The organism is Pseudomonas sp. Nvir, from assembly GCF_963778085.1.
Taxonomy (GTDB): domain Bacteria; phylum Pseudomonadota; class Gammaproteobacteria; order Pseudomonadales; family Pseudomonadaceae; genus Aquipseudomonas; species Aquipseudomonas juntendi.
In genome coordinates, this window is sequence record NZ_OY970405.1 from 4,486,104 (window position 1) to 4,500,455 (window position 14,352).

Consider the following 14,352-nt stretch of genomic DNA (forward strand, 5'->3'; position numbering starts at 1 on the left):
TGTCATTGACAACACTGAATCGCACCGCCAATAATAACAGAAGTCATACGACAACCTACAACAATTAACAATAAGAGCCGGTCATGACCACTACCCCCCTCAAACGCCTGCTGCTCACCGGAGCCGCAGGCGGCCTGGGCAAGGTCCTTCGCGAACGCCTGCAAGGCTGCGCCGAGGTCCTGCGCCTTTCCGACATCAACCCCATGGCCCCAGCCGCTGGCCCACACGAAGAAGTGGTCACCTGCGACCTGGCCGACAAGGCAGCCGTGCATGCCCTGGTCGAAGGCGTCGATGCCATCGTGCACTTCGGCGGGGTGTCTACCGAGCATTCGTTCGAAGAGATTCTCGGCCCCAATATCTGCGGCGTGTTCCATGTCTACGAGGCGGCACGCAAGCATGGGGTGCAACGGGTGGTCTTCGCCAGCTCCAACCATACCATCGGCTTCTACCGCCAGAACGAGCGCATCGACGCGCATGCCCCGCGCCGCCCCGACAGCTACTACGGGCTGTCCAAGTGCTATGGCGAAGATGTCGCCAGCTTCTATTTCGATCGTTACGGCATCGAAACCGTCAGCATCCGCATCGGCTCTTCGTTCCCCCGGCCACAGAACCCGCGCATGCTCTGCACCTGGCTGAGTTACGACGACCTGGTGCAGCTGATCGAGCGCGGCCTGTTCACGCCGAACGTCGGCCACACCATTGTCTACGGTGCCTCGGCCAACCGCACCGTATGGTGGGACAACCGCCATGCCGCACACCTGGGCTACGTGCCCAAGGACAGCTCGGAGCCCTTCCGCGCAGCGGTGGAAGCCGAGCCGGCGCCTGCCGCCGATGACCCGAGCATGGTCTATCAGGGCGGCGCATTTGCCGTGGCCGGACCGTTCAACTGACCGCACGCGCCAGGAGGCACGGCCATGCACTGTGAACTGATCGTCGACGCCCGCAACGGCACCGGGGAAAGCCCCGTGTGGCACCCTGGCGAGCAGGCCTTGTACTGGGTCGACATACCCGCGCGCCAGTTGCACCGCTGGCAGCCGGTGGATAATACGCACCAGGTCTGGCAGGGCGACCAGATGCTGGCCTGTATCGCCCGCAGTGGCGACGGCTGGGTGGCCGGCATGGAAAGCGGCATCTTCCAGATTCAAACCAAGGCCGACGGCAGCCTGGCCAGCCGTGTGCTCAGCGGGGTGGCGCATGCGCAGCCGGGCATGCGCTTCAACGATGGCCGCTGCGACCGCCAAGGGCGTTTCTGGGCCGGCAGCATGCTGCTGGACATGCAGCAAGGCGCCCACGTAGGGGCACTGTACCGGCATGACCGCGAGGGCCATTTGCACCTGCAGCAAGCGGGCATGATCGTGCCCAACGGCCTGGCTTTCAGCCCCGACGGCACGCGCATGTACCTGTCCGATTCGCACCCCAGCGTGCAGAAGATCTGGGCCTTCGACTACGACACCGACACGGGCACACCCCACAACCCGCGGCTGTTCGTGGATATGCGCAATTACCCCGGCCGCCCCGACGGTGCCGCCATCGACCAGGATGGCTGCTATTGGATATGCGGCAATGACGCCGGGCAGATCCACCGGTTCACCCCTGACGGGCGCCTTGACCGCTCGCTCAGCGTACCGGTGAAGAAGCCGGCGATGTGCGCCTTCGGTGGCGCCAACTTCGACACCCTATACGTCACCTCGATCCGCCCGGCGGGGCTCGACCTTGGCGACCAGCCGCTGGCGGGCGGGGTATTTGCCCTCAACCCAGGCACCAAGGGCCTGGAGGAGCCAGCCTGGCGGGGCTGAGCCCCGCGACGCGCACCACACCCTTTGCACGCCCGAAACCAGATAATAAAAACCACGGAGTTTCATCATGACGTTCAAACGCAAGCTGCTTCTTGCCGTACTCCCCTTCGCCTGCAGCGTGGCCATGCCCGTTTCGGCGCTGGACATCAAGTTCGCGGAAATTCACCCCGCCGGCTACCCCACGGTGGTGGCCGAGCAGAACATGGGCAAGAAACTGGAACAGGCCAGCAATGGCGACATCACCTTCAAGATGTTTGCCGGCGGTGTGCTGGGCTCGGAGAAGGAAGTGATCGAACAGGCGCAGATCGGCGCCGTGCAGATGACCCGCGTCAGCCTGGGGATCGTCGGCCCGGTGGTGCCGGATGTGAACGTGTTCAACATGCCGTTCGTGTTCCGCGATCACGACCACATGCGCAAGGTCATCGATGGCGAGATCGGCCAGGAAATCCTCGACAAGATCACCAACTCCGACTTTAACCTGGTGGCCCTGGCCTGGATGGATGGCGGCTCGCGCAGCCTCTACACGAAAAAGCCGGTGCGCAGCCTGGAAGACCTGAAGGGCATGAAGATTCGCGTGCAGGGCAACCCGCTGTTCATCGACATGATGAACGCCATGGGCGGCAACGGCATCGCCATGGACACCGGGGAGATCTTCAGCGCGCTGCAGACCGGCGTAATCGACGGCGCCGAAAACAACCCACCGACCCTGCTCGAACATAACCACTACCAGAGTGCCAAGTACTTCACCCTGACCAACCACCTGATCCTGCCCGAGCCGGTGGTGATGTCCAAGACCACCTGGAACAAGCTCACCCCCGAACAGCAAGCGCTGGTGAAAAAGGTAGCGCGTGAGGCGCAGATGGAAGAGCGGGTGCTGTGGGATGCGAAAACGGCCAGCAGCGAAGAGAAGCTCAAGGCCGCCGGTGTCGAGTTCATCACCGTCGACAAGAAACCCTTCTACGACGCGACCGCACCGGTGCGGGAAAAATACGGCGCGCAATACGCCGACCTGATGAAACGTATCGACGCGGTGCAGTAAGCGCGACCTTTCCTACCGACCTCGGCAGGGCCGCGTCAGCCGCCCTGCCGCTTTGGTGATGCCCATGAAAAACCTCTTTCTGCGTGCCAACGACACGTTGTACCGCGCCTGTATCTGGGTCGCCGGCCTGTCGATCCTGAGCATGTCGCTGATCATCCCGTGGGGCATCTTCGCCCGCTATGTACTCGGCACCGGGGCCAGCTGGCCAGAGCCGGTGGCCATCTTGCTGATGGTGGTGTTCACCTTCGTTGGCGCCGCCGCCAGCTACCGCGCCGGGGCGCACATGGCGGTGGCGATGATCACCGACCGCCTGCCGCCGCTGCAGCGCCGGCTGGTGGCCCTGCTGGTGCAGGTGCTGATGGTCCTGGTGTGCCTGTTCATGACCGGGTACGGCACCCAGCTGTGCATCACCACCTGGAACCAGTTTCTGGCCTCCCTGCCCAGTGTACGCGTGGGCATGACCTATGCGCCGATCCCAATCGGTGGCGTGCTGACCTTGGTGTTTGTGCTGGAAAAACTCCTGCTGGGCGACCAGAGCCACCGCAAGGTGGTGCGCTTCGACCAACTGGAAGAAAACGAAGGAGCGGCGTAAATGGATGCGTTCATTCTGTTGGGCAGTTTTATCGCGCTCATCCTGCTGGGCATGCCCGTGGCCTATGCCTTGGGCCTTTCGGCGCTGATCGGCGCCTGGTGGATCGACATCCCGTTGCAGGCAATGATGATCCAGGTGGCCAGCGGGGTTAACAAATTCTCGCTGCTGGCCATTCCGTTCTTCGTGCTGGCCGGGGCCATCATGGCCGAAGGCGGCATGTCACGGCGGCTGGTGGCTTTTGCGGGGGTGCTGGTGGGTTTCGTGCGCGGCGGCCTTTCGCTGGTCAACATCATGGCCTCGACGTTCTTTGGTGCAATTTCAGGCTCGTCGGTGGCAGACACCGCCTCGGTGGGCTCGGTGCTGATCCCGGAGATGGAGCGCAAAGGCTACCCGCGCGAGTTCTCTACCGCCGTGACGGTGAGCGGATCGGTACAGGCGCTGCTGACCCCGCCCAGCCACAACTCGGTGTTGTACTCGCTGGCGGCGGGCGGCACGGTCTCGATCGCCTCGCTGTTCATGGCCGGGGTGATGCCAGGGTTGCTGCTGAGCGCGGTGATGATGGGCCTGTGCCTGCTGTTCGCCAAGAAGCGCAACTACCCCAAGGGTGAGGTCATCCCGCTGCGCCAAGCGCTGAAGATTGCCGGTGAGGCACTGTGGGGCCTGATGGCCATGGTGATCATCCTGGGCGGTATCCTCTCGGGCGTGTTCACTGCGACCGAGTCGGCAGCCGTGGCGGTCGTCTGGTCATTCTTTGTGACCATGTTCATCTACCGTGACTACAAGTGGCGCGACCTGCCCAAGCTGATGCACCGCACGGTGCGCACCATCTCGATCGTGATGATATTGATCGGCTTCGCGGCCAGCTTTGGCTACGTGATGACACTGATGCAGATCCCGTCGAAGATCACCACGGCGTTCCTCACCCTGTCGGACAACCGCTATGTGATCCTGATGTGCATCAACTTCATGTTGCTGCTGTTGGGCACGGTGATGGACATGGCGCCGCTGATTCTGATCCTTACGCCGATCCTGTTGCCGGTGATCACCGGCATCGGCGTGGACCCGGTGCATTTCGGCATGATCATGCTGGTGAACCTGGGGATCGGCCTGATCACACCGCCGGTGGGCGCCGTGTTGTTCGTCGGCTCGGCGGTGGGCAAGGTGAGTATCGAATCGACGGTCAAGGCGCTGCTGCCGTTCTACCTGGCACTGTTCCTGGTGCTGATGGCGGTGACCTACATTCCGGCCATTTCGCTGTGGCTGCCTAGCGTGGTGCTGTAACCGCACCTCAGCCTGTAGGAGCGGCCTTGTGTCGCGATGGGCCGCAAAGCGGCCCCAGGTTTTCGGCGTTGTTGCGAATATTGCTGGGGCCGCCTTGCGGCCCATCGCGACACAAGGCCGCTCCTACAACGACTGCGATAGGGCTGGAAAATCTACCTGCAAACGGATCCTGCACATGGCTGTCCCCTCCTCTGCTCCCCCGCTGTTTCCGCGCCAGCTGGCCATCGCCCTGCTGGCCCTGCTTGCCTGCTCATTCGCCGGTAACCATATCGCCGCACGCATCGCCTTCGATGACGGCACCGGTGTGCTGCTGGCCATACTCTGCCGTTCCGGCATTACCTTCCTGGTGCTGGCCGGCGTGCTGCTGTGGCAACGTCAGGCGCTGGCGCTGCCCGCTGGCACCCGCCGCTGGCAACTGCTGCTTGGCCTGCTGATCGCCACCCAGAGCCTGTGCCTGTATTCGGCGGTGGCGCGCATCCCGGTGGCCCTGGCCTTGCTGGTGGGCAATACCTTCCCGATGCTGCTGGCGCTGCTGACCTGGGCGCTGGGCGGTGCGCGCCCCACTGGCCGCACCGTGCTGTTCATGGGCTTGATCCTATGCGGCCTGGTGCTGGCGCTGGATGTGCCGGCACGCCTGGCCGACAGCGGTGCGGGCAACCCGCACTGGGCGCTGGGGGTCAGCCTGGCCTTCGGCGCCGCTTGTGCCTTTGCTTGCGCGTTGTGGATCACCGACCACAAGCTGGCTAGCGTGCGGGGCCCGGTGCGCAGCCTGCTGACCCTGCTGATCGTGTTCTCCAGCATGCTGCTCGCGGGCGCCAGCGGGGTGATGCCGGCCGGTTTGTCGCTGCCGGGCAGCAGCAGTGGCTGGGTGGCGCTGGCCAGCCTGGTACTGCTGTATGGGCTGGCGTTTAGCTTGCTGTTCGTCTGCGTGCCCAGGCTGAACATGGCGCAAAACGCCCCGGTGATGAACGTCGAACCCATCGCCACTTTACTGCTGGGTTGGGCCCTGCTCGACCAGCAACTGGGCCCGCTGCAATTGCTCGGCGGCGCCGTAGTGGTATGCGGCATCGTGCTGCTGACTTACCGGCGGGCCAATTGATCGCTCTGCTCGAGAGGAACCTTGCATGGCTGTGACCACACTGCACCTGCAGGACCGCCTGACCCGCCTGAGCCTGGCGCCGGAATTGGGCGCCAGCCTGGTCAACTGGCAGGTCAAGGCAACGGGGCAGGCGCTGCTGCGCCATACCGACGCGGCTGCCTTGGCCAGCGCCGCGCCCAGGCGGCTGGCTTGCTACCCACTGGCGCCTTGGTCCAATCGGGTTGCCGAGGCTGGTTATGCCCGGCCGCAGGGCTGGCAGGCATTGGCGCCGAATACCGAGCACGACCCGTATCCCATTCATGGCAGCGCCTGGCAGCAGGCCTGGCACGTGGCGCATCACAGCCAACGGCGCGCACGGCTGACGCTGGACAGTGCCGAACCCTTCGCCTACCAGGCCACGCTGGATATACACCTGCATGAAGGCTGCCTGACCCTGGACCTGCATGTGACGCACCGGGATGATTCGGCCAACTGGTATGGGTTGGGCCTGCACCCTTATTTTCCGCGCTACCCGGATACCAGGCTGTCTGCGCCCGCGCGCCAGGTGTGGCTGGCCGAGGCTGGGCGCTTGCCGTCGTATCAGGCCACGGTGCCCGAGCCGTGGCGGTTCGAAGCACTGGGCCACCTGCCCGAGACGCTGGTCGACCACGCCTTCAGTGGCTGGCCGGGGCACTGTGTGATCGAACAGCCAGGGGCAGGCTACCGGCTGGCCTGTCGCGCCAGCGGGGCGGAGCACTTCTTGCTGTTCTGCCCGCCGGGGCAAGGCTTCTTCTGCTTCGAGCCGGTCAGCCACCCGGTCAACGCCCATCACCTGCCCGGCCGGCCGGGGCTGAGGCTGTTGCAACAGGGTGACACGATGAGCCTGGGGTTCAGCATGCAGTACCAAGCGTTGTAACGCGTTGTGGGCGCTACATGCTCACTCCAGTTGCTGGTCCCGCAGCGCCTGCGCCAGCATGTCGATGAAGGTTCTGACCTTGGCCGACCCGTACTTGCTCTCGCGGTGCAGTATGTGAATCGGCCAGGGTGCTTCCTCATACTCGGCCAGAATCACCTGCAACTGCCCGCTCGCCAGTTCATCAGCCACCTGGTATGACAATAAACGGGCAATCCCCAGGCCACCGCAGGCCGCAGCGATAGCCCCATCATTGCTGGTCACCGTCAGCCTCGGTTTCATGCGCACCAAAGTCGGCTCATCGGTCACGCCAAAGCGCCAGCCGGCTCGGGGGGACAGGTTGGTGGTACCGATCACCGCATGCCCGGCCAGGTCCGAGGGGTGCCTGGGCACACCGTGGCGCGCCAGGTAGTCGGGCGCAGCGCACAACATGCGCCGGACCTGACCGACCCGCAGGGCCTTCAACCCGGAGTCGGGCAACGGGCCGATGCGCACGGCCACATCCATGCCTTCCTCGACCAGGTTCACCACGCGGTCGAGAAAGTAGGCGGCCACGTCGACTTGCGGATACTGCTGCAGGTAGCGAACGATGCTGGGCATGACGAACTTCCTGCCGAACAGGATCGGTGCAGTCACCGCCAGGTCGCCCTTGGGTGTGGCATTGATGCCGGCCGCCGCTTCGTTGGCCTCGTGAATGCTGGCCAGGATATGCCGGGTGTCCTCCAGGTAGCGGCCGCCTGCCTCGGTCAGGCGCACGCTGCGGGTGGTACGCAGTAGCAGCTTGACCCCCAGCTGCTCCTCCAGGGCGCTGACGGCACGGGTGACGGCGGCCGGGGAGATGGCCAGGCGGCGGGCAGCAGCGGCGAAGCTTTCCAGCTCACCTACGGCGACGAATACCTTCATCAGGTGGATCTGGTCCATGCGAGCTCCTGGGGGCATGAGGTGCCGGGATTATTGTTCATCTGGGTATTTTCTGCTGCCTGCGAAGAGGCGGGGCTGGTGTATCAGATGTCCAGCACCAGGGCCTGCACGCCCTCCTGCACCTGCGCCGGCACGGCACAACAGATCAACACCGATCCCGCCTCCGGTAGCTCTGCCGGTGGATTCGGGTAATGCACCTGGCCACTCACCAGTCTGGTCTTGCAGGTACCACACGAGCCACCCCGGCAACTGAACTCCGGCGCCAGCCCGCGCGCCTCGGCCAGCTCCAGCAAGGTACCGCCGCCGGGTGCCCAGCGCGCCTCCTTGGCCGACGCCGAAAAGTACACCGGTACTGGCTCGCTGGCAGCGGGTGGCTGCTGCAAGGCGGGCTGGTCGGCGTGCGTGTGCCGGCGCAACGTCGACGGCCCAAACGCTTCTGCGTGAATCCGCGCATCCGGCACATGCACGCCGCGCAACCCTTCATACAAGTCCTGGGTAAAACTGCCCGGTCCGCACAGGTAGAACTCGTAGTCGTCCAGTGCCAGCGTCGCCTTGACCTGCCCGATGCCCAGGCGCCCGGCAAACTCGTAATCCCGCCCAAGCAGCGCATGGCTTTCCGGCTGGCTCAGGGCGCGATGAATGTGCAGCAAGCCCTCGGCCCGTTGCTGCAAACTCGCCAGCTCCTGCCTGAACGGCAGGTCGGCCAGGCTACGCGCCCCCTGGAACACGTGGATGGCCCGAGCCTGCCCTTGGCTCAATTGCTCACGCAGCATGGCCAGCAACGGCGTAATGCCTACGCCGGCGCCAATCAACACCAGCGGCCGCGTGCTCTGCACGTCGAGCGTGAAACTGCCCATGGGTGGGCGAACGTCAAGCACATCGCCTGGCGCGATGCGCGCATGCAAGTGGCGGGAAACCGGGCCCTGGGCTTTGACGCTGATGCGCCAATAGCCGTCGGAAGGTGCGCTGGACAAGCTGTAGGTGCGGATAAGCGGCGCCTCATCGTCGCGCTTGACCTGCACCGGTACATGTTGCCCGGGTGCAAACACCACAGCACTATCGCTGGGCGGCTGGAGGTAGAACGAACGGATATCGCGGCTCTCCTGCTCTACCCGCAGCACCCGCCAGGCTTGCCATTGGTGCTGCTGCTGACGTTGCTGCAAACGCGCATCGGCCTCGGCCCAGGTGCCGGTCATCAGGCTGGTGGGGGCGTACTCCTTGAACGCCCAGCGCAGGGAAACCGCAGCCGGCCGCCACACCACCTGGTCGACCTCCAGCGTCCACAGCCGCTCTGCACCTTCGAACGCCTGGATGGCCGGGCTTTCCAGCAGCACCTCGGCACGCCCGCACACCTGCAGCACGTTGCCGTTGCTGAAGTCGATGAACAACAAACCTGCCCTCGGGTTGACCAACAAGTTGCCCAAGGTGTTGAAGTGCAGGTTACCGGCGTAGTCGGGAATGGTCAGCGTATTGCCTTGGACCCTGACGAATCCTGGCCGACCGCCACGGTGGGACACATCCACCGAACGCTGGCCGTTGTCATGCTCGACATAGCTGGCGACGAAGAAGGTGTCGGCAGACTGGATCATACTGACGGTCGTGGCATCCAGGGCCGTCGCATCGATGCGCCCCTGGGCCGGTTCGGCGACGCGCGTGTAATCGCGCAACTGGATGTATTGCGGGCAGTTGCCGAACGACTGCTCTACCGTCACCTGCAATTGCCCTGCAACCGCCTTGCGAATCTGCCCGTTGAGGCGGTTGCGCCGGCGGGTGTGCAGTTCGATGCCCAGCAGGCCGATTGCCTGCCCGGCGACCAAGCCCGGGGTCGCCGGGTCATCGGCCGCTAGCCTGGCGTCAATCGTCAACTGGCGTGGGTCGGGCGAACTGACGAAACCTTCCGGCCCTTCCAGCAGCGTCGCCCAGGGCCGCCCCTGAGCGTCTACGCTGGCCGCCACCATGAACGGCAACTGATGGTAGAACGTGCGGTGCTGGTCGGGCATGTAGTCACGAATGACCTTTTGCCCGAACGCCTCCATGCGCTCTGCTACACCGACCTTTTCCTGCAGGGTTTTCTCGCCCGCATGCCAAGGCGAGGGGCGGTGATCGGGGGACTGTTGCATGGTGGCGTTCCTCGCAGGGGCATCAGGCGCTGGTCTGCAGCCCGATGACGGTGCGGGGCATCGGTACGAAGCCCGGCAATGCCTCGATCCGCGCCAGCCAGCTACGTACGTTGGCATACGGCTCCAGCGACACGTTGCCCTCCGGTGCGTGGGCGATGTAGGAGTAGTTGGCGACGTCGGCGATGGTCGGCGTGTCGCCTGCCAGGAACGGCGACTTGGCCAGTTCGGCATCAATCACCTTGAGCAGGGTGTGCGCCCGGGTAATCACTTCGTCAGTGTTGAACGAAGCGCCGAACACGGTCACCAGGCGTGCAGCGGCCGGGCCAAAGGCCAGAGGGCCTGCAGCGACCGACAGCCAGCGTTGTACACGGGCGGCAGCGGCTGGCGCTTCGGGTAGCCAGGTACCGTTGTCATATTTTTTGGCGAGGTAAACGAGGATTGCGTTGGAGTCTGCGATCACCGTGCCGTTGTCATCGATGACCGGTACCTGGCCGAACGGGTTGAGGGCCAGGAAGTCCGGCTGCTTGTGCGCACCTTTGGCCAGGTCCACGAACACCAGCTCGGTAGGCAGGTTGAGCAGCGAAAGCATCAGCTCGATGCGGTGGGCGTGGCCGGACTTGGGGAAGTTGTAGAGCTTGATCGGGTTCGACATGGGCTTGGCTCCTGGTCAGCACCGGATTGGGCTGATGGAGCACATGCTGCACTGATTCGGCTGGCAGCAGAATCAGTGCGCGGGGGAAACCATAATTTCGCCAGATGGAATAATAAACCGCCCCATGACAAAAAACAGTCTGCGTTGTTCGGGTGCTTGCCGACGGATCCGCAGTGCGGCCCCAGCAAGTACCGCAGCAACCGAGCCCGTGTGCCTCAGTGCAGCTCTTTGAAGTAGCGGAACAAACCACGCGCGGCTTCGATCACCTTCGGCACACAGGCCTGGATCTCCGCTTCGCTCATCTGGTCCAGCAGCTCGAAGTTATCCTCCAGCCCATGCAAAGAGATGGCTTTGAGTAACTGGTCCTGCTCTGGCGGCAAAGCTTCCCAGTTGGCGACCTGGGTAGCGCGCATGTAGCCGAAGCACCATTCTTCAATCACGACCACGGTGCCCTGCTCGTCTTCTGTTTCCTCGAACAGCGGCTCGAACTGATCGATGTGGTCGCCCAACTGTCCGGCGACTTGGTCGGCATAGCGCAGCATCAATGCCACATAGGCTTCTTCATGGGCCGGTTTCTTGAACTTGGGCACCTTGCCACCTGCCACTGCCGGCAGCCAGTGCTCGGGGGTGACCGTGGTCGGCGAGCTAGCCAGCGCGGTGAAAAAGCCATTGAGCTCGGCCAGGTTGAGTACCGAATAGTCGTTGCCGTAGGTGATCAGCAGGTCTTCGAGGCGGTGCAGTTCTTTTTCGCTGAGTGGCGGGAGCATCGGGCAGGGAATCCTTGCTAGCAAAAGTGTGTGCACCCTAGCACAGCAATGCTTGAAGGGTTGCCCGTGCAAGGCACTGCACGGGCAAATTTTCAGGTGGGCAGCCAACCCGGCAACTCATGCTGCCGGTCGGCGCCAATCAGCAGCCACAGCAAGATGCGGCACTTGCGCGGGCAGAGGTGCCCGGCCATGTGCACACCTTTTTTCTGCAAGTCGATCTCGGAGCCGGAAAAACCGTATGTTGCGCGGGCTGTAGCCCCCTCACCTGTACGAGTGGCGACAATGACTGGCAGGGTTGGCGTCATGTGCTCCAGAACATCAGACCAATCGCCGGAAACATGGCCGGCGCCGAACCCGGCGATGACCAGCCCGTCGTAGCGCAATGCGGGCAGAGCCTGCAGCAATACAGTGTCGGCGTCCAGGCACGCTTCCAGCAGGATGACGCGCTGGTCGGTACGCCCCGGCAGCGGGAGTACCTCCCGCCTGTCTGGGGGATGGCGGTACGTTGCAACACCTTCTACAACTTCCCCCACAGGACCGAAACCAGGCGAGTCGAATGCCGCTATCGCCAGGCTGGCTGTCTTGCGAACCTTTGTCGCACGATGGATCTGATCATTCATCACCACCAGCACACCACGCCCACCGCTGCCTCGTGCCAATGCAACCTGGGCCGCAGCCAGAAGGTTGGCCGGGCCATCGTTGCCCGGCTGGCTGGGCGAGCGCATTGCACCGGTCATCACCAAAGGCGCATCGAATGGCCAAAGCAGGTCAAGGAAATAGGCCGTTTCCTCAAGGCTGTCGGTGCCTTGGGTCAGTATCACGGCCCGGGCACCGCCCTCGACTTCGCAGCGAGCCCAGGCCAGCACTTCCAGCAACGCGTTGAAGCTGAGCGATGCACTGGGGACCAGGCTCAATGACGTTACAGTCAACTGCGCCATTTCGCGCAACTGCGGTACCTGAAGCAGTTGCTGCTCACAATCCAGGGTGGGCGTTACGCCACACCCACCCGCTGTAGCCTGCATGCTGACCGTCCCGCCCAAACTGGCGATCGACAGCGTGGGTAGGTCCGAATGCTCAATCATCCTTCTCCCCCCACCAGTAACCCGATCAGCGGTACGATTCCCAACGTGCTGATCGCCATCGACACCACGTTGCCGATGTAGCCATGCACATAACCCGGCAACCGCTGCCTGATCGCCACTGCCAGCGGCGGAGCCACCAGGGCCCCCAGCACTGCACTGGCCACAATGACTTGCCAACTACCGCCATGCGTCAGCACGGCGGCGGGCACGATCGAGACAATCGGAATATAAGTCGGATACCACCCCCGGGCTTGCCACTGGCCGCGCCAGAATACGACCCCGACCAAGGATGCCAAGACCTGTCCGGCCAGTATGTGCAACGCCAACATTGAACCGTATGCAGGTGCTGCCGGGGCCAACAGGTAAGCCAGTAACAAACCCAGTAGGAGACCCAGACTGGCCAGCTCATTGCCAAAGAAGGGGGCTTCACTGAAATCGGCCAGTACACGCCGCAAAGTCCAGATCACACCGTAGGATGGCTGGCTGGCCACAGGCTTCACAACGTCGGGTTCGTGGCTTTGACGGACCCATGACGGGTAGCGCTTGCACAGCAGGAAAGCGGCGGCACTTGCCACGGCCATTCCACCCACGTTGCCGATAACCACAGGCAACTGCAGGGGGTAGCACAGGTAGTTGACCAGCAGCAGACTCGCCGGGGTTACGAGTAATGCCCCCAGCAATGCGCCTGCTATCGCCACACGCCAGCCCGCCCCATACAACAGCACCATGGCTGCCGGCAACGACACGAAGGCCACGAACGTTGGTTGCCAGGTACCACTGGCCAAGGTCCATCCCCACAAGGCATGGCTAAGTAAAAGGCCCATCAGCGAGCTGGTGAACACCCATGGCCACAGTCCGCTTCCATAGCAGATGGCAAAACCCTGCCAGCGGTACCCGCGAAGATGGGCCCAATGTGCCAGACTGGCGCCTAGCAGCAAGCCCAGCGCAGGCAGCTCATGCTTGTAGAATGCGACCTCGCTGATATCGCCCACTATCCAGCGCAAACGACTCAGCGGTTGGTCCAGTGTCGCCGCCAGTTGCCCGTAGTCTGGCCACGGGCCTAACGCAAGACTGGCTGCCAGCAGCATTGCCAGGCAGGTGAAGATCAGCACGGGGGCGTGCTGCCGATTGGGCAGCAGTAATGGCTTCATGTGCGGATCCTCAGCGTGGCATAGGCGCATGCAGGCGGTAGCCAAGCGCAGCATCGTAGAGGTCGGTACGGCGATCACGCTGCAGGTCGTTGAGGCTGTTCCAGATCGGCGCTGAACGCGCGCTGCTGAGGTCGACATCGGCGTAGACAATGCTTTCCTCCTCCGCACTGGCCACAGCACCAATGGGCCAACCGTTGGTTCCGGCAATCAACGAACAACCGAGAAAGCGCCCTCCTCGCTCACTGCCGATACGGTTTGCGGCGGCGATGTAGACATTGTTCACATGCGCGGCTGTCATGGTCAGGTACGACGCCATGCAACGCCCTGTTTCATCAAACAGCGGAGGCGGTGTCCACACCCAATTGTTCAAGCTGCATATGATGTCTGCCCCTTGCGCTGCCATGAGCCTTGGCACTTCAGGGAACCAGATGTCCCAGCAGATCAGCAGGCCAATACGGCCGATTGGCGTCTCGAATACAGGGAAGCCGAGGTCGCCAGGGGTGAACCAGAGCTTTTCCTGGTTCCACAGGTGGGCCTTGCGATAGTGGCCTAGCAGGCCGTCGGGGCCAAACAATACGGCGCTGTCGTAGAGCTTCAGGCCCTCACGCTCGGCGAATCCTGCTGCCAGGTACACCTGATATTCCCTGGCGAAATCAGCCCAGGCTTTCAGGCTGCGGCCCGCCTGCAACGTTTCGGCATGGGCATAGGCCTCGGCACGGGAGTGAAAGGTGTACCCGGTGTTGGCCAGCTCGGGCAGCACGATCAGATTGGCACCTTCACGCACCGCACGCCGGGCCAGTGCCAGGCCTCTGCTCAGGTTGCCATCGCAGTACTCTAGCCCGACTTGTGGGTCGTACTGGATGACAGCGATGCGGACAGGGCTGACGGGGGGGCAATGTTCGGACATGGCGACTTCCTTTTTGTGGTTGTTTTGGAAGGTCGCCAGTAGAGCGGGGTTGG

14 protein-coding genes are annotated in these 14,352 nt (G+C 63.4%); 7 read left to right on the top strand and 7 right to left on the bottom strand.

Annotated features, from left to right (window positions below):
- The first annotated feature begins 83 nt into the window (after positions 1–83).
- The 7 genes from AACG97_RS21650 (at position 84) to AACG97_RS21680 (ending at position 6,702) form a co-directional block, all read left to right on the top strand.
- Complete coding sequence (locus tag AACG97_RS21650) at positions 84–890, top strand: NAD-dependent epimerase/dehydratase family protein (RefSeq protein ID WP_009682575.1); 807 nt, start codon at positions 84–86, stop codon at positions 888–890.
- Positions 891–914: 24 nt separating this feature from the next.
- Positions 915–1,796, top strand: a complete 882-nt coding sequence (locus AACG97_RS21655; protein WP_047150012.1) for a glucurono-1,5-lactonase — start codon at positions 915–917, stop codon at positions 1,794–1,796.
- Positions 1,797–1,863: 67 nt separating this feature from the next.
- Positions 1,864–2,835 (top strand): TRAP transporter substrate-binding protein, encoded by a 972-nt coding sequence (locus AACG97_RS21660; RefSeq protein WP_009682577.1) that lies wholly within the window; start codon positions 1,864–1,866, stop codon positions 2,833–2,835.
- A 64-nt stretch (positions 2,836–2,899) separates the two neighbouring features.
- On the top strand, positions 2,900–3,427 hold the full coding sequence (locus AACG97_RS21665) for a TRAP transporter small permease (protein WP_009682578.1): 528 nt from the start codon (positions 2,900–2,902) through the stop codon (positions 3,425–3,427).
- Positions 3,428–4,708: a TRAP transporter large permease gene (locus AACG97_RS21670; protein WP_009682579.1), complete on the top strand. Its 1,281-nt coding sequence runs from the start codon at positions 3,428–3,430 to the stop codon at positions 4,706–4,708.
- A gap of 175 nt (positions 4,709–4,883) precedes the next feature.
- Positions 4,884–5,807 carry an EamA family transporter gene (locus AACG97_RS21675; protein ID WP_047150013.1) on the top strand — a complete coding sequence of 308 codons (924 nt, stop codon included), beginning with the start codon at positions 4,884–4,886 and terminating at the stop codon, positions 5,805–5,807.
- 25 nt (positions 5,808–5,832) lie between these two features.
- Positions 5,833–6,702 (top strand): aldose 1-epimerase, encoded by an 870-nt coding sequence (locus tag AACG97_RS21680; RefSeq protein ID WP_047150014.1) that lies wholly within the window; start codon positions 5,833–5,835, stop codon positions 6,700–6,702.
- Positions 6,703–6,723: 21 nt separating this feature from the next.
- Here the strand turns inward: AACG97_RS21680 and AACG97_RS21685 are convergent, their stop codons facing one another.
- From AACG97_RS21685 to AACG97_RS21715, 7 genes are all read right to left on the bottom strand, one after another.
- A complete protein-coding gene (locus AACG97_RS21685) occupies positions 6,724–7,620 on the bottom strand; it encodes a LysR family transcriptional regulator (protein ID WP_009682584.1) in 897 nt (298 codons plus the stop codon).
- A gap of 83 nt (positions 7,621–7,703) precedes the next feature.
- Positions 7,704–9,740 (bottom strand): pyridoxamine 5'-phosphate oxidase family protein, encoded by a 2,037-nt coding sequence (locus AACG97_RS21690; protein WP_009682585.1) that lies wholly within the window; start codon positions 9,738–9,740, stop codon positions 7,704–7,706.
- A gap of 22 nt (positions 9,741–9,762) precedes the next feature.
- Complete coding sequence (locus tag AACG97_RS21695) at positions 9,763–10,392, bottom strand: glutathione S-transferase family protein (protein ID WP_047150015.1); 630 nt, start codon at positions 10,390–10,392, stop codon at positions 9,763–9,765.
- A gap of 215 nt (positions 10,393–10,607) precedes the next feature.
- Positions 10,608–11,159, bottom strand: coding sequence for a UPF0149 family protein (locus AACG97_RS21700; RefSeq protein WP_009682588.1), 552 nt, complete (start codon positions 11,157–11,159; stop codon positions 10,608–10,610).
- A gap of 92 nt (positions 11,160–11,251) precedes the next feature.
- The gene (locus tag AACG97_RS21705) at positions 11,252–12,241 is read right to left on the bottom strand and encodes an asparaginase (RefSeq protein WP_009682589.1); all 990 of its coding nucleotides are present in this window, start codon (positions 12,239–12,241) and stop codon (positions 11,252–11,254) included.
- The gene (locus AACG97_RS21710; RefSeq protein WP_009682590.1) at positions 12,238–13,392 is read right to left on the bottom strand and encodes a hypothetical protein; all 1,155 of its coding nucleotides are present in this window, start codon (positions 13,390–13,392) and stop codon (positions 12,238–12,240) included. The genes AACG97_RS21705 and AACG97_RS21710 overlap by 4 nt, the downstream gene beginning before the upstream one ends.
- Positions 13,393–13,402: 10 nt before the next feature.
- Positions 13,403–14,299: a nitrilase family protein gene (locus AACG97_RS21715; RefSeq protein WP_009682591.1), complete on the bottom strand. Its 897-nt coding sequence runs from the start codon at positions 14,297–14,299 to the stop codon at positions 13,403–13,405.
- Positions 14,300–14,352: the final 53 nt, after the last annotated feature.

Coding starts and splice junctions, on each gene's coding strand:
- AACG97_RS21650 (WP_009682575.1), top strand. CDS start 84: ATGACCACTACCCCCCTCAAACGCCTGCTGCTCACCGGAGCCGCAGGC.
- AACG97_RS21655 (WP_047150012.1), top strand. CDS start 915: ATGCACTGTGAACTGATCGTCGACGCCCGCAACGGCACCGGGGAAAGC.
- AACG97_RS21660 (WP_009682577.1), top strand. CDS start 1,864: ATGACGTTCAAACGCAAGCTGCTTCTTGCCGTACTCCCCTTCGCCTGC.
- AACG97_RS21665 (WP_009682578.1), top strand. CDS start 2,900: ATGAAAAACCTCTTTCTGCGTGCCAACGACACGTTGTACCGCGCCTGT.
- AACG97_RS21670 (WP_009682579.1), top strand. CDS start 3,428: ATGGATGCGTTCATTCTGTTGGGCAGTTTTATCGCGCTCATCCTGCTG.
- AACG97_RS21675 (WP_047150013.1), top strand. CDS start 4,884: ATGGCTGTCCCCTCCTCTGCTCCCCCGCTGTTTCCGCGCCAGCTGGCC.
- AACG97_RS21680 (WP_047150014.1), top strand. CDS start 5,833: ATGGCTGTGACCACACTGCACCTGCAGGACCGCCTGACCCGCCTGAGC.
- AACG97_RS21685 (WP_009682584.1), bottom strand. CDS start 7,620: ATGGACCAGATCCACCTGATGAAGGTATTCGTCGCCGTAGGTGAGCTG.
- AACG97_RS21690 (WP_009682585.1), bottom strand. CDS start 9,740: ATGCAACAGTCCCCCGATCACCGCCCCTCGCCTTGGCATGCGGGCGAG.
- AACG97_RS21695 (WP_047150015.1), bottom strand. CDS start 10,392: ATGTCGAACCCGATCAAGCTCTACAACTTCCCCAAGTCCGGCCACGCC.
- AACG97_RS21700 (WP_009682588.1), bottom strand. CDS start 11,159: ATGCTCCCGCCACTCAGCGAAAAAGAACTGCACCGCCTCGAAGACCTG.
- AACG97_RS21705 (WP_009682589.1), bottom strand. CDS start 12,241: ATGATTGAGCATTCGGACCTACCCACGCTGTCGATCGCCAGTTTGGGC.
- AACG97_RS21710 (WP_009682590.1), bottom strand. CDS start 13,392: ATGAAGCCATTACTGCTGCCCAATCGGCAGCACGCCCCCGTGCTGATC.
- AACG97_RS21715 (WP_009682591.1), bottom strand. CDS start 14,299: ATGTCCGAACATTGCCCCCCCGTCAGCCCTGTCCGCATCGCTGTCATC.